The organism is Streptomyces sp. NPDC058459, assembly GCF_042721685.1.
GTDB lineage: Bacteria > Actinomycetota > Actinomycetes > Streptomycetales > Streptomycetaceae > Streptomyces.
The window spans coordinates 1-13,876 of the sequence record NZ_JBHXLV010000173.1 but is presented as its reverse complement, the minus strand read 5'-3'; the positions used below and the strand labels follow the sequence as shown (position 1 = coordinate 13,876).

At 70.0% G+C, this 13,876-nt stretch carries 9 protein-coding genes and 1 pseudogene; 8 read left to right on the top strand and 2 right to left on the bottom strand.

Annotation, left to right across the window (positions count from 1 at the left end; translation table 11 throughout):
• Window positions 1–909 (bottom strand): ALF repeat-containing protein (locus ACFWN1_RS25395; RefSeq protein ID WP_384366276.1); only part of this gene is annotated, 909 nt, incomplete at its 3' end.
• A 469-nt stretch (window positions 910–1,378) separates the two neighbouring features.
• Here ACFWN1_RS25395 and ACFWN1_RS25390 point away from each other — a divergent pair.
• From ACFWN1_RS25390 to ACFWN1_RS25355, 8 genes and pseudogenes are all read left to right on the top strand, one after another.
• Entirely contained in the window at window positions 1,379–1,894 is a 516-nt protein-coding gene (locus ACFWN1_RS25390) for a hypothetical protein (RefSeq protein WP_384366273.1), read from the top strand.
• An 82-nt stretch (window positions 1,895–1,976) separates the two neighbouring features.
• Window positions 1,977–3,596 (top strand): trypsin-like serine protease, encoded by a 1,620-nt coding sequence (locus ACFWN1_RS25385; RefSeq protein ID WP_384366269.1) that lies wholly within the window; start codon window positions 1,977–1,979, stop codon window positions 3,594–3,596.
• A gap of 84 nt (window positions 3,597–3,680) precedes the next feature.
• Window positions 3,681–5,276, top strand: a complete 1,596-nt coding sequence (locus tag ACFWN1_RS25380; protein WP_384366266.1) for a trypsin-like serine protease — start codon at window positions 3,681–3,683, stop codon at window positions 5,274–5,276.
• A 172-nt stretch (window positions 5,277–5,448) separates the two neighbouring features.
• Complete coding sequence (locus tag ACFWN1_RS25375; protein WP_384366263.1) at window positions 5,449–6,681, top strand: FG-GAP-like repeat-containing protein; 1,233 nt, start codon at window positions 5,449–5,451, stop codon at window positions 6,679–6,681.
• A gap of 326 nt (window positions 6,682–7,007) precedes the next feature.
• Complete coding sequence (locus tag ACFWN1_RS25370) at window positions 7,008–8,912, top strand: DNA/RNA non-specific endonuclease (protein WP_384366261.1); 1,905 nt, start codon at window positions 7,008–7,010, stop codon at window positions 8,910–8,912.
• A gap of 31 nt (window positions 8,913–8,943) precedes the next feature.
• Window positions 8,944–9,975: a hypothetical protein gene (locus tag ACFWN1_RS25365; protein ID WP_384366258.1), complete on the top strand. Its 1,032-nt coding sequence runs from the start codon at window positions 8,944–8,946 to the stop codon at window positions 9,973–9,975.
• Window positions 9,976–10,112: 137 nt separating this feature from the next.
• Window positions 10,113–10,385, top strand: a pseudogene (locus tag ACFWN1_RS25360) (DUF5958 family protein); the annotation flags it as partial.
• Window positions 10,386–11,111: 726 nt separating this feature from the next.
• A complete protein-coding gene (locus ACFWN1_RS25355; protein ID WP_384366279.1) occupies window positions 11,112–11,333 on the top strand; it encodes a hypothetical protein in 222 nt (73 codons plus the stop codon).
• Between the two features lie 1,433 nt (window positions 11,334–12,766).
• Here the strand turns inward: ACFWN1_RS25355 and ACFWN1_RS25350 are convergent.
• The coding region (locus ACFWN1_RS25350; RefSeq protein WP_384366255.1) for an alpha/beta hydrolase family protein at window positions 12,767–13,876 on the bottom strand (1,110 nt) is incomplete at its 5' end.

The following is a 13,876-nucleotide window of genomic DNA, read 5'->3' as shown; positions in this document are numbered from 1 at the left end:
GTCCCGTGCTGCGGCGGCGGACCTGCGGACGTCGTCCTTGGCCTTCTCTGCCTCCGAGGCGGCCTTCTCCGCGGCTTTCCTGGCCTCGTCGGCGGCGAGCGTCGCGCGCGCGGAGGCCTCGACGGCCAGGTCGGTGTTCTCCCGGGCGCGAGCGGCCTCGCGCTCGACGACGGAGACGAGCTGGTCGATCGTGGCGGCCTCCTGGTCACGGGCCCGCGCGATGTGCTGGCCGGTGTCGAGGTACCACTGCACGTCGTCCGCGTTCCCGTCCAAGGCCCGGTTGGCGTACTTGGTGAGTTCGGGTCCGGCGTTGGTGAGCGAGCGCATGATCTCGACGCGCCGGTCCTCGAGCCGGGCCCCGTACTGACCGGTGAGCAGGTACTTCTCGAGCGCCAGGTCGGTGCTGGCGGTCAGTGCGGCGTTGCCGTCGCGTTTGAGTGCCTTTCCGCCGTTGGCCATGACGGAGAGGGTGGCGACCCGCATGTCCTCGGTGACCGAGGGCCGGAAGCCGTCCTTGACGAACGCGGCGATGGCCGCGTCACCACCGTTCAGGGCTGCCTGTGCGTCCCGGCGGATGCCCTTTCCGCCGTTGGCCAGGTAGGTGAAGACCGCGACGCGGTTGTCGATCCGCGTAGCCCTCGGCAGGTCCTGGATGAGGAAGGTGGTGATCTCGTCATCGGTGCCGCTCAGAACGTGGGCGGCCGCCTCCTTGACCGCCCTTCCGCCCAGGGCCCAAGCCATGACCGCCTTGCCACGGTCGGTGTCAGGCAGGGGCGGTGTGCCGTCGGCCGGGACGGTACGGGTCGCGGCACGCACAGAGGTGGAGAAGAGCAGGGGAGTAGCGGCTGCGGCAGTGCCTGCCGCCAGCATGGTGGCGAAACGGCGGCGGCTCCAAAACGTTGGCTGCACGAAAAGCCTCTCTGGGTTATCGGCATCGGGTTGAGACCTCTGCCGGCACTCGCATCCGAACAACGGTGATGCCGTGACCTTACGCAGCGGTTTGACGAAAGAGAGCCTGCCGAGAAGTCGGCTGCATAACCCGATCGAGAATGGCTGGATACGATCCATGATTTTGCGTAAATTCGACGCAACCCGCCCAATGTGTGACGCAACTCACCCACCGGAAGGGATGGTTCATTACCATATGCCTGTTTATTAACTTGGCGCGATCTCGTCGTGACTGTTTTTATTCGAGTGATCAGCAAATCCACATGTCGAGGGTTCCGCAGCTCCTCTCCCGGAGATCCGCTCGGCTGCTATTCGGATGCCTTCATCACGGTCCGGCGATAAACCGGAACGGCCTCATGCATGCCCTGCTGTATTCGCGACTCCAGCACTGCCGATTCGCGACCAAAAACCTCGATCGACAGGACGAAATATGAATGTGCGCAGCGCAATCCTGCGAACCGTCGGAGCAGCCGCGGGAGCCGGTGCGCTCGCCTGGGTCGCCATCGCAGGTGGCACGTCGGGCGGCACCGGCACCGACAAGATCGCCACGCAGGCCGTTGCGGACGAGGGCCCCGGCTACGCGGTGGAGGACTTCGCCTACCCCAACGCGGACAAGATCCTCGCGGAGAAGAACATCAAGCTGAAGAAGGGCAACGGCCACATCCTCCTCGCCGACTGCGGCTCCGAGGAGGGCCTGCTCGAGGTCTACTCCCGCATCAACGAGAAGGTCTGCTTCAAGGTCACCGGAACCAGCGGTTACCTGAGCCTGGAGATTCCCGCCGTCTTCGGCGTCAAGGGCAACGACTACGCCTCCACGGTGGACATGACCGCAGGAACCGAGGAGAAGACCTTCACGGTCGACAAGAACACCTGGACACCGGTCGGCGAGACCGCCGACGAACAGGGACGCGACTTCATGCTCCTGGAGATCAGGACCTCCAAGTAGCACACCGGCGTCCGGGCGCCGGCAACGGTGCCCGCCCGCACTCGGCCCGATCGCCTCCCAACCCTTGACCCAAGGAAGTTGCATGCACCGCATCAGCCCGCGGCGCTCTTGGCCCGCAGGCATAACCGCCCTGATCGCAGCCACCGGTCTGCTGGCGCCCACCTCCGCGCACGCCGCCGTCGGCAGCCCGGACATCGGCGCCCACGCCTACACGGCTCAGCTCACCATCGGCGACGAGGCCAACGCCCAAGGCTGCTCGGCCACTCTGGTCGCCGGCGACTGGCTGCTGACCGCCAAGAGCTGCTTCCCCGCCGACACCGCCGCCGGGGCACCGAAGAAGCCCGTCAAGGCGACCGTTGGCGCAGCCACCTACAACGTCACCGAACTCGCCCCGCACGCCGACCGGGACCTGGTCCTCCTGCGCTTGGACCGGCCCGTGACCAACGCGGCCCCGGTCAAGCTCGCCTCCGCCGCCCCCGCCGCAGATACGGCGGTGACCGCCTCCGGCTATGGCCGCACCAAGACCGAATGGGTTCCCGGCAAGGTCCACACCGCATCGTTCAAGACCACCGCCACCACGCCCACCACCCTCACCCTCGAGGCTGCCGGACAGGGCAACGCCATCTGCCAGGGCGATGCCGGAGGCCCCGTCCTGAACGCCGACGGCCGGCTCATCGCCCTCAACAGCCGCTCCTGGCAGGGCGGCTGCCTCGGGACCCCGGCCACCGAGACCCGCACCGGCGCCATCGCCGTGCGCGCCGACGACGTGCGCGAGTGGATCCTGCAGACCCGCGCCCTGACGGCCGGCTGGAAGACCGAGGCCCTCCTGCAGGCCGGCACCACCCTGTACCAGGGCATCCGTCTGGCCGGTGGCGACTGGACGGGCTTCACCGACGTCCAGACCAAGGCGGGCGACATCGGCGGCATCCGCACCGCTGCCGCCGCCGGCATCAACGGCGACACCCACGTCCTGGCCATCAGCAACAACGCCCGCCTGTTCCACACCATCCGCAAGGCGGACGGCACCTGGGGCTCCTTCGGGGACGTGGGCGCGACCGCCGGCAGCCTCGGCAACCTCACGCAGGTCTCCGCTGTCTCCATCGGCAATGACCTCCACGTCGTCGCCGTCGCCGACGGCAAGATCTTCCACACCGTCCGCACGGCCAACGGCCGCTGGACCCCCTTCGGTGACGTCGCCGGCGCCGCCGGCCCGATCGGCAGGGTCACCGCCGCCGCCACCGCCAGCGTCGCGGGCCAGCTCCAGGTCGCTGCCCTCAGCGGCGGCAAGGCGTACCACACCGTCCGCAACACCACCGGCAACTGGACCAAGTGGGGCGACGTCGGCGCGGCCACCGGTTCCACCACCGGCCCCATCACGGCCGTCAGCATGGCCGGAGCCGGCAGCGACGCCCACATCGTCGTCGCCACCGACAACAACACCCGCCAGTACCACGCCATCCGCAACGGCAACGGCACCTGGACCCTGCTCGGCGACCTCAAGGGCGTCCTTGGCGCAGTCACGGCCAAGTCCCTCTCCGCGGCCACCGTCGACGGCGAACTCCAGCTGGCCGTCACCACCGCCGACAACAAGGTGCTGCATACCATCCGCCGCACCGACCGCACCTGGGCCCCCACCACCGAGGTCACCCCCCAGGGCGTTGCCGGCACCCCCGGCGCCATCGCCATCACCGGCACCCTCTAGCCCAGGCGCCACCCGTGTCCGTGACGCCCCCGACCCCACGGACACGGGCAACGCAGTTGTGGCGCGCACCATGAAGGAAAACCCATGACTGACACCCGTTCGTGCCCGATGCGGATGACATCCCTGCTCGTCACCGCCGCCGCCGTCGCCGGGGGCATGATCCCGGCCGGGTCCGCCCATGCCCTGGCGGGCCCCGAAGCCCCTGCCGGCCAGTACGCGTACACCGCGACCCTGACCATCGGCGACGACGGCAACAGCCGCGCCTGCACCGCCACACTGGTCGACGTCCGGTGGATGCTGACCGCCGCCGCATGCCTGGCCGCCACGCCCGGTCGAGCGATCACGGCCGGACAGCCAGTCCTGAAGGCCACCGCAACCTTCACCGGCGGCCAGACCCGGGAGATCGTCGAGGTCTCCGCCAGCGCCGCCGACCGCGACCTGGTCCTGGCCCGCCTGGCCACGCCCGTTACTACGATCACCCCCGTCAAGCGGGCCACCACCACCCCCGCAGCCGGCACCGACCTGACCGCGGCAGGCTTCGGCCGTACGAAAACAGACTGGGTTCCCGGCAAGCTCCACACCGGTGCCTTCACCGCCGACAGCACCGCCGCCACGACGCTGGTCACCACGGGCAAGGGCACCGACGTCCTGTGCAAGGGCGACACCGGCGGCCCGCTTCTCAACACCGCAGGCGAACTGGTGGGCATCAACAGCCTTTCCTGGCAGGGCGGCTGTCTCGGCACCCCGGCCACCGAGACCCGAACCGGAGCCGTGGCCGCCCGCACCGACAACGTCGGCCAGTGGATCGACCAGGTCACCGCCCCCCGCAACAGCGCGCACGTGTCAGTGCTGGCCGGCGGTGGCGGAACTATGTGGAGCCAGTCCGGCGACCTTGGCTACGGGGAGTATGAGCAGGCCTGGGGCAAAGTCGATGGCCAGGACATCACCCGTGTGACGAGTGTGCGTTCCGGCGAGTACCTGCGCGCGTACGGCGTCGCCGGCGGCAAGGTGTACGGCCGTGACCTGAACACCCGCACGGGCCAGTGGTCGGGCTGGGGCGAGATCCCCGGTGGCGCCGCGGGCGCCAAGGACATCACCGCCGCGATCGTCAACAACGTCGTCTACCTCCAGATCGCCGGCTCGGGCGGTTCGCTCCACACCCAGGTCGGCGACTACAACGCGGGCCGCTGGAACACCGCCTGGGCCGACGTCCCCTCCTCCGGCCTCACCGGCCTGACCAGCATCGCCGCGGGTACGACGGTGCGCCTGTACGCCGTCGCTGACGGCCGGGTCTACGGCCGTGACCTCAACACCCAGAACGGTGCGTGGACCGGCTGGGGCGAGCTCCCCGGCGGCGCGTCGAGCGTCAAGGACATCGCCGCGAGCCTCGTCGGCAACAACACCGAGCTCCAGATCGTCGGCGGGAACGGCGGTCTCTGGACCCAGTACGGCAACTACAACGCCGGCCACTGGAACGCCGCGTGGACCGACGCCGGCGGCGCCGGCCTCACCCGCGTGACCAGCACCCCGTCAGGCAAGAACGTCCACGTCTACACGGTCGGTGCCTCCGGCAACGTCGACGGCTCCACGCTCGTGAGCGGCACCGGCACGTGGACCCCGTGGAAGGAACTGCCCGGCAGTCTCACCGGCACGGCCGACATCACCGCGACCACCAAGTAGCAGCCCAGCAGACCGGCCCCACCCCCCACCTGGACGACAACCAGGCCGAGGGCGGGGCACGCCGCAACGGGCCCAGGGGCGCCCGGAGTCGCAACCACCAGCTGGAAGACAGCTCCAGCCCGGACCTGCAGGCACCCTCGCGCACCCACCCCTGCCACCAAGGAGGTTCCACATGTCGTTTGCCCGCCGCCGCCAGGCAAGGCTGACCGGCCTCGTGGTGACCGCGACCGCAGTCACCACCGGCCTCGCCACCGTCCCCCCGGCACACGCCGCTACCGGCCCCGAAGCCTCAGCCGGCCAGTACGCCTCCGTGGTCAGGCTGAACATCGGCGACGAGGCGAACAGCCGCACCTGCACCGCCACCCTGGTGGACGAGTGGTGGGTCGCCACCGCCGCCAGCTGCTTCGCCACCGTCCCCGGCCAGCCGGTCCCCGCAGGCAAGCCCGGCCTTCCGGCCACCGTCACCCTGGCCGACGGCGAGACACGCGAAGTCACCGAACTCGCTCCCCATGCCGACCGCGACCTGGTCCTGGCCCGACTCATGCTGCCTGCCAGAGGCGCAGCCACCGCCAAGGTCTCCACCTCGGCCCCGGCCGCCGGGGCCGACCTCAACTCCGCCGGCTTCGGCCGAACGAAGACCGAATGGGTTCCGGACAAGCTCCACACCGGCACCTTCACCCTCGGCTCCACGGCCGCCACCACTCTGGCCATCACGGGCAAGGGAACCGACGCCATCTGCAAGGGCGACACCGGATCCCCCCTGCTGAACGCCGCGGGTGAACTCATCGGCGTCAACAGCCGCTCCTGGCAGGGCGGCTGCCTCGGCACCCCGTCCGCGGAGACCCGCACCGGCGCCATCGCCGCACGCACCGACGACCTCGTCCAGTGGATATCCAAGACCACCGAACCGCGGCGCTCCGCCGCGGCGCACGAGGTCGGCGGCGCCGACCAGGTCCGCTTCGCCGACTGGGACGGCGACGGCAAGCCCGACTACATCAGCATCGCCGCGAACGGCAACGTCAGCGTCTGTCTGAACCGCGGCCCCAACGCCTGGGCAACCGTCGGCCGGGTGGCCACCGGCAGCACCACCGACCGCTCGCGCGTACGTCTCGCCGACTACGACGGCGACGGCAAGGCCGACTACTGGGTCATCAACCCCAACGGCTCCGTCAACATCTGGATCAACAAGGACGGCGACACAGGCGGCGGCTGGACCACCGTCGGTCAGGTCGCCTCAGGCGTGACCACCGAACACGCCCGAGTCCACTTCGCCGACTTCAACGGTGACCTCCACACGGACTTCCTGCTGCGCGGCACTGGCACCAGCACCGCCTACAGCGCCTGGCTCGGCAGCGGCGACGTCAACGGGTGGAACGGCATCGGCCAGATCGCCGGCGGCGTGTGACACCAGCCACCCTCCACCCCGGCCGACATGGCTGCGACCGTCCGGCACACCGCGGACGAGCTGCGGCCGGGCCCCCGCCGCAGGGGCCTGTCCCGTGAACACCGCGCACCTGCGGTGAACCGAACCCGTGGTACGGGCCGGCCTTCACCACAGGCACAGCCGCCACCACTACCTCACACCGTCACGTCCCTGCGCGCACGCTCCAGCAGATCCCAAGCCCGACACGCCAAAGGATGTCCATGAGGCCACCCACATGTCTTCGGCATGTCCGCAGAACCGTCATACCCTTCCTGATAGCCGCCGCCGTGGGGCTTTCCACGACCGGCATGAGCCCCGCAGCCCCCGACCCGGCACAGACCCGACAGGCAGCCAGGCTGAACCTTGCCGACCTGCCCCTGAAGTCGAAGCCACAGGAGACCAGCCCTCTGCCGACCGCTTCGGGCGAGCGCTGCCGGCCCACGGCCGACGGCTCCAAGGCACGCAAGTCCGGCGCCACCCAAGCCTGCGTCACCGTCCGCCGCGCCGCTCCCACACCGGCACGCACCGCGACAACCGCCAAGTCGGCGCAGTCCGCGCCCTCAACTCGGGCTCTGGCCGCCGGCACCGGCGGCTGTACCCTCGCGGCGCCCGGCGTCTACACGTACGAGCGGTTCCAGTACTGCGTGCGCGGGGTGGAGGTTCTCTACACACTGCGCGACTCGAACGGCAGGGAGATCGGCTCCGGCACGCTGGAGATCTCGACCAGCGCATCCCTCCCCGCGCAGGGCACGACGTGGAACGAGCAAGTCACCACCACAATGACCCGCGCCGCCGGTCAGGTCACCACGCTCAGCGCCAAATTCCGAGCCGCCTGCACAACCGGCTGCAAGGCCACCAAAACGGCACCTTGGTTCGGCGCGAACCTGACCGTGGGGCAGTCCGTCAACGGTGACGTCTTCTACGCCTCCACGCCGGCCGCAGATCAGCAGCTCGACTTCACCACGTCCTACACGATGTACGTCACCACGCCCGGTGCGCAGGCGACCGACCCGAACGCGTCGTGGAGCAACCCCCGCAAGATCCGCTGCGACGACGCCGTCAGAGACACCACCGCCGGCGGCACGGCCTCCCCTGGCTGCGTTGTGCCCAGCGTCATGGCAGCGGTGGACATGAGCGCCGAGCCTGTCTCGTCCTCGGGCCAGGGGGCCGCGGCGGCCACCTACCACTGGGCGCAGAGGAACCTCTCGGACGGCTGGGGCTTCAAGAAGCCGCTCACCCGGTCGAAGTCCGGCATCACCGACCGCAAAAACACCACCTGCGCCGGCGGGACCAATCCCTTCCAGGCGCAAGACAGCGTCGTCGCCACCGACACCTGCGGGGAATTCCCGTTCGCCGCCGCACTCGAGGGCGGCAAGAGCGGCGTCCAGTGCACGGACATCATCCCCAACTACAGCAGCAGGGGCTGGGACTTCTACGACGGCTCCGCCACCACATCCGGCATCGACACGCGGAAGAAGTGCGCGCGCGGGCACGTACCCGCTGCGGACCTCGACGCCGCGGAGAAGAAGCTCGCCGAAGGCTTCGCCGCCCAGCGCATCCTGGACGCGGAGCAGTTCGACCTGAACATCACCGCGCCGTCCGCCCAGCCGCAGGCGACCTGCCTCCAGGACCCGCCGGCCCGGTCGTTCCCCGCGGGCGCCGGCTGGGTCCGCTACACCGGGGTGGCCGTCGACAACATCAACAAAACCACCGCGCCGCAGGGACCCGGCGAGCGGCCCGGAGTGGCGCAGGCCTGCGTGGGCAAAGACCCGAAGGAGGGCACCGAGGCCGCGAACGACATCACCGGCTGGTACGACGCCCGCCTCTACGCCACCACGAACAACCTGCCCCCCCTGGAAATCTCCCGTTGCCACCTGATCGCCAACGTTCTGGGGGGCAAGGGCACGAGGGTGATCGACCGGAACAACCTGGTCCCGTGCTGGCAGGTGGGGCTCAACACGGGCACACCCAGCATGCGCACCCACGAGAGCACCATCGCGAACACTGTCAAGAACAACCCCGCCTTCGGGGCGAACGACGCGGTGTTCTACGAGGTCATCCCCCGCTATAAGGACGCCACCAGCACCATACCGTTGAGCGTCGAGATGACCGCTACGATCCAGCGAGCCAACGGCACGACCCAGACACTGGTCGACCACGAGTTCGTCCCCAACACCCGAGGCAGCACCGGCGAACACAACCTCGGCAACTGACCGCGTCACACACCCACCAGAAGGAGCCGGCATGACACGCACCAGTCCGCCGCGGCCGTTCGACGTCACGACGGCGCTGCCCCAGCTGGCTCCCATGGCCCGTAGGGCGACCCGGCTGCACCCCCGGGCCGGGTCGCCGTCGACGCAGGAGAGCTCGGTCGGTGGCCCGCTGCTCTGGCCGGCCACCGAGCCATGGCCGCACTGCGATGGTCCGCACGTATGGGACCAGCACAATCCGGCGCCGTCGCCCGATGACGTCCGGTTGCAGCGACGCATCCTTGAAGCCGCGGTCCGCCGGGCGGACGGCGACCCCGGGTCCCTCCGGTACACGCCCGAGGAACTGGCCGACTTCCAGCGAGCCGGCGCGGGCCGCCCCTGGCCCGACGGGCCGATCCCGATGGTTCCCGTGGCCCAGATCCACCTGCGCGACGTCCCGACGCTGCGCCCGCCGGGCTCGACCGACCTGCTCCAGGTGCTGTGGTGCCCCTTCGACCACCCCGCGCTGCCCAAGACCGCGGTGTTCTGGCGAACCGCTGGCTCGGTCACCGATGTGCTCACCACACCACCCGAGCCTTCCGTGGTCCAGTTCCCCTCCTATCTTCCGCAGCCGTGCCTGCTCTCTCCCGAGCAGGTGACGGAGTACCCGCACTCGGCGGACCTGGAGCACGAGGTACGGCGGCAGGTGGAGAACTGCCGCACCTGGCAGGTGGACGCGGAGCCAGATGAAGACGAACCCACCCCGGAGGACGTCTACAACGGCTCCCTGTCCATCGCACCCGGCTGGAAGGCCGGCGGCTGGACCCGCTGGGGCCTGGCCGATCCGCACCCCCGGCTCTGCGGTGCTTGCGGCACCGCGATGGATCCGCTGCTGACCATCGCCTCGGCCGAATGGGGCGAGACGAGCAAGTCCTGGATCCCCTACGAGGACCGAGGCGTCTCGGAATCCGTCCTCAACCCCTACCCTGAACAGCCGACCAAGGTCCAGATCGCGGACGGATACGACCTCCAGCTGTACGCGTGCCCCGTGTCCCCGGAACACCCGCACTTCGCCCTGGTCCAGTGACCCTGCGGGAGCTGCCCAGGCCCCGGCCGAGGGCCGGGCAGCGGTGACCTCGGCGACGGAGTCCTCGTCCCCACTCGCGAGTGTGGGCACACCCTCTGACGAGGGCGGATGGGGATCCGCCGCGGCATCGCGGCTGAGTGCCGCCTGATCTCCTGGGGGCAGTCGTGACGGAACGGGACGTCCTGCTCAACGAACTCGCTCGGGGGCTGCGTCCCATATCTGAAGGCATCGAGTGGTTCGACGCCCTCGACTCGGAAGAACAGTCCGAGGTGCTGCGGTCCCTCCGTCATCACTGTGTCCAAGCGCGCGCTGTCCCTGAGGACGCCTCGGAGAGTATCCGCCGTTCTGGGCTGCGCCCGACGCATACGCCCGCCGTGCTGATCGCACGGGGCCGGATGGACATGCAACTGGGAAAGCTGATCGTCCGCAAGGAAGGGCCGCACCCCGGGGCCCAGTTGCGGCTCACGGATGCGGACGGCATGCGGCTGACCTGTTTCGCCACAGCGCTGGAATCCTGCTCCGGGAGCAGCCCCCGCCCGTTGCCCGCCGCCGCTCCCGAGGGGCGTCTCGGCCGCGCCAATACGGAACGCATCGCCGCCCACACCACTGCCCTGCGGCAGATGGACAACTCCCACGGCGGCGACAGCATGCTCTACGTGACCGCCGCGCACCTGGCCGCCTCCAACAGCGCGATCAAGGACGGCACCTACACCGAGCCGGCCGCAGTCTGTTCCGCGACCTCGCCGGAGTCGTCGGCCGGGCCACCCACAACTCCGCGGCCTACCCGGCGGCAGTCAACCACCTCGCCCCCGCCGTGCACGCGGCACGCGAGAGCGGGGACCTCGATCTCGCCGCTCACCTGCTGCATGCCTCGCCCGCGTCTTGGGCTGTGTCGGCCACCCCCAACTCGCCCGCGGCTGCATCGCCCTGGCCCCCTACGGAGCCCGCAACACGCCAGCCCCGTCCTGCACGCAGGACTCCACACTCTCGACGCCCGCTTCGCCGCCCTCCTCGGCCTGCCCCGCGACGCCCTGCAGCCGTCCACCTCGCCCAGGAGATCTTCACCAAGAGCCGCGCCGATCCGGCCCCCGCCTTCGTCTCCTGCCTCGACGAGGCCGAACTCTCCTCCACCCTCGGTGAGGCCCTGCTCTTCCCCGCCCGCGAGACCGACACCGCCGCGCACGCCCGCGACGCCGCCGGCCCGCCGGCCGCCGCCGCCGACCAGCGCGCTCGGCACCGCACTGGACTCCGCCCGCGTCCGCCGCCGCTGCCGCGACCTCGCCCGCGAAGCCGTCGCCCACCTTGACATCCCGCACGCCCGGCAGATCCACGAGCTGCTGACGACCGGTCGGCCGTAGACCCCCGCCGCCCGGCTACCGCACCGCCCGCCCGCCGAGCGGCATGGCAGCCGAAGCGCGGCTGTGAGGCGGGTGCCGTAGTCCTGGCGCGCGGTGATCCCGATCTCGTGGGTGGGGTCAATCCGTACGCTCACGCCCTGGCCGAACGCTGCCCGGCGGGATGCCGCTCTCGTGACTCCGGGGCGCCGCGCCCGTCACAGGCCCGTGCGACATACCTGCGACACTGATCTGATTTGGTAGGTCTTGCACTTTTCTTCTGAAGGAAGGACTGACGTGATGACCCCCGAGCTTGATGCGATGAGGTCCGCGTACGACGCGCTGGCATCGTTGCCTGCGCCGGGAAGACTCCGGGCGCTTCAGTGGCTGACCACAGCTCTCCCCCCTACCGGCACCACCCCGACGACGGCCGCTACGTACCCGACCGGGGCGAGGTCGGGTCAACGCCCTCGCCTCACGTTCGGTCTTCTCACCCCAGAATTGACTGCCAGGCACCCTCGCGGAGCATGAGCCCCAATTGCAGCCCTGAGCATCACCCCATGTGATAGACGGAGCGAGCCGGACGGCGGCGGCCACGGCAGCGCCGAGGGGGAAGGGCGGTGTCGCGCCTCCCGCAGCGCTGGAAGTGCGCGACCTCCGTCAGCCGCCGGGCCGTCCGTGAGCACGATCAGCTGCGAGTGATGCCCGTGCGGGGCCTGTCAAGGATTGTGTCGAGGAGTCCGGCCGGGCCGATCTGGGGTCGGCGCCATGGTCTCCATGAAGCTCTTCGACTCCGAGCGCCGGGTCATCGAGGCTGCGGAACTGCTCGCCACCACGCTCGGAAGCGACCCGAACCACACCGCAGCCGCAGGGGCGCCTCGGCGCTGAGCTGGGCGACGGCGGCGTCGATGCACTTCGAGAGTGAGGAGGGCCGACCAGCCGGGAACCGGGGGGAGGACGGTGCTCACGCGGCCGAGGTCGCCCAACGGTACGGAATTTCGCGGCAGTCGAAGCCCACGTGACTGAGGAGGTTTGGCAAGGGGCGGGCCGAACGGACCGGCCGCGCGGCGCTACTCCTCGCCGTCGGCGACGCCTGTCGAAGTCGAGGTCGTGATCTACCAACCGACGCAGATCTGCGGTGAGGCGTCCGCCGCATCACCCGCGATCTGGCCGAGCGCGGGATCGCCGATGTTCCGGGGCGGCTCTATGCACCACCCGTCAGCCGATCGCCCGCCTCACCATCGACGACCTCAACGATGACGAGACAACTATCACCATCTAGCAGGCAGACTCGCCAGTGCACGACAGGCGGAAATCAGCCAACCTTGCGGCCGTCCAAAAGTACTGGTGACCGCTGTGCGCCCGCTGCGAGGTTAAGGCGGGGCGTACCGGCGGAATGCAGGGCGCACGGTCCGGTGAGGCCGGCGCTTGGCGCCGTGACGGCCGTCCCGGTGGGTTCAGCTGGCGAGTACGGTGTCCAGCCAGTCGAAGGTGCGCTGGTGGAACAGGGATATCGCGCCCTCGTGGCAGTGCTCGCCGGCGCCTTCGTCCTCACGGAAGACGATCAGCTCCTTCTGGCACGCCAGCTCGTCGAACACCTGTTGCGGCTGCCCTTTGAAGAACTGGTCGTTCTCGGCTTCGAGCACGAGCGTCGGGCAGGTGATCCGGTCGGCGATACCCGCCAGCGTGTACGCCTCGGTCGCCTTGGCGAGCGCCTGTTCGTCGGCCACACCGAAGGTCCACCGGCCATTGCGCACACTCCACCGCAGCATAGTGCTCTGTGCCATCAACGCCTCCATGCGGCCGGGTACCGTAGCCGCGGAGAGGTCGACGGACGCGGCGACGACCGCGTGGAAGTCGTAGACGCCGTCATGTAGCACGCACGCGGCGATCCGGTGCTCGAAGGCGGCCGCCCTCGCGGCGAGGAGGCCGCCGAAACTCGTGCCGATCAGTACCAGCCGCTCGGAGTCCACCTCGGGCACGGTGAGAGCGAAGTCGACGACCGGGGTGACCACGGCCTCCCAGTCCGGCCGGAAGTGCAGGCCCTGCTCGCGGACGTTGGCGCCCTGGCCGGGGCCGTCGAACGCGATGACGTTGTATCCGCGCCGCAGCGCCCCCGCGGCCAGCGCCAGGTAGTCCTCCTCAAGCGTGGAGTCGTACCCGCCGTGGTAGACGACTGTCGGGCGCGCGGCGCCGGAGTCGTCGACGAGGAAGAGGTAGCCGGGCAGCGTGGTGTCCTGGTAGGGGACGCGCAGGGCGCGGACCGGGGTGTCGAGCAGGGCGACGGCGTCGGCGAACGTCTGCTGTGACGCCCGGGCGAGCCGCGCCGATTCGGCGTCGGCGGCCGGATTCTCGCGGCGATAGAAGTCGGCGGTCCGGTAGTAGTTGGACGCGCGCAGCAGCGCCTCCCGGGCGCTGACCTGGTGGCCGGAGGCCAACGCGTCCCGGCCAATGCGCTCGACGCGCGCCGCCGTCGCGGCCCACTGGGCGGACCAGGACTCCTCATCCCCCTCCGGGATCCGTCGGCAGGTGACCAGGACCTCGCCGAGGTCGGCGCCGCCGTAGGC

Bases quoted from the DNA above. Each gene is read 5' to 3' on its own strand.
- ACFWN1_RS25370 (WP_384366261.1), top strand. From the start codon at position 7,008: ATGAGCCCCGCAGCCCCCGACCCGGCACAGACCCGACAGGCAGCCAGG.
- ACFWN1_RS25385 (WP_384366269.1), top strand. From the start codon at position 1,977: ATGCACCGCATCAGCCCGCGGCGCTCTTGGCCCGCAGGCATAACCGCC.
- ACFWN1_RS25375 (WP_384366263.1), top strand. From the start codon at position 5,449: ATGTCGTTTGCCCGCCGCCGCCAGGCAAGGCTGACCGGCCTCGTGGTG.
- ACFWN1_RS25380 (WP_384366266.1), top strand. From the start codon at position 3,681: ATGACTGACACCCGTTCGTGCCCGATGCGGATGACATCCCTGCTCGTC.
- ACFWN1_RS25365 (WP_384366258.1), top strand. From the start codon at position 8,944: ATGACACGCACCAGTCCGCCGCGGCCGTTCGACGTCACGACGGCGCTG.
- ACFWN1_RS25390 (WP_384366273.1), top strand. From the start codon at position 1,379: ATGAATGTGCGCAGCGCAATCCTGCGAACCGTCGGAGCAGCCGCGGGA.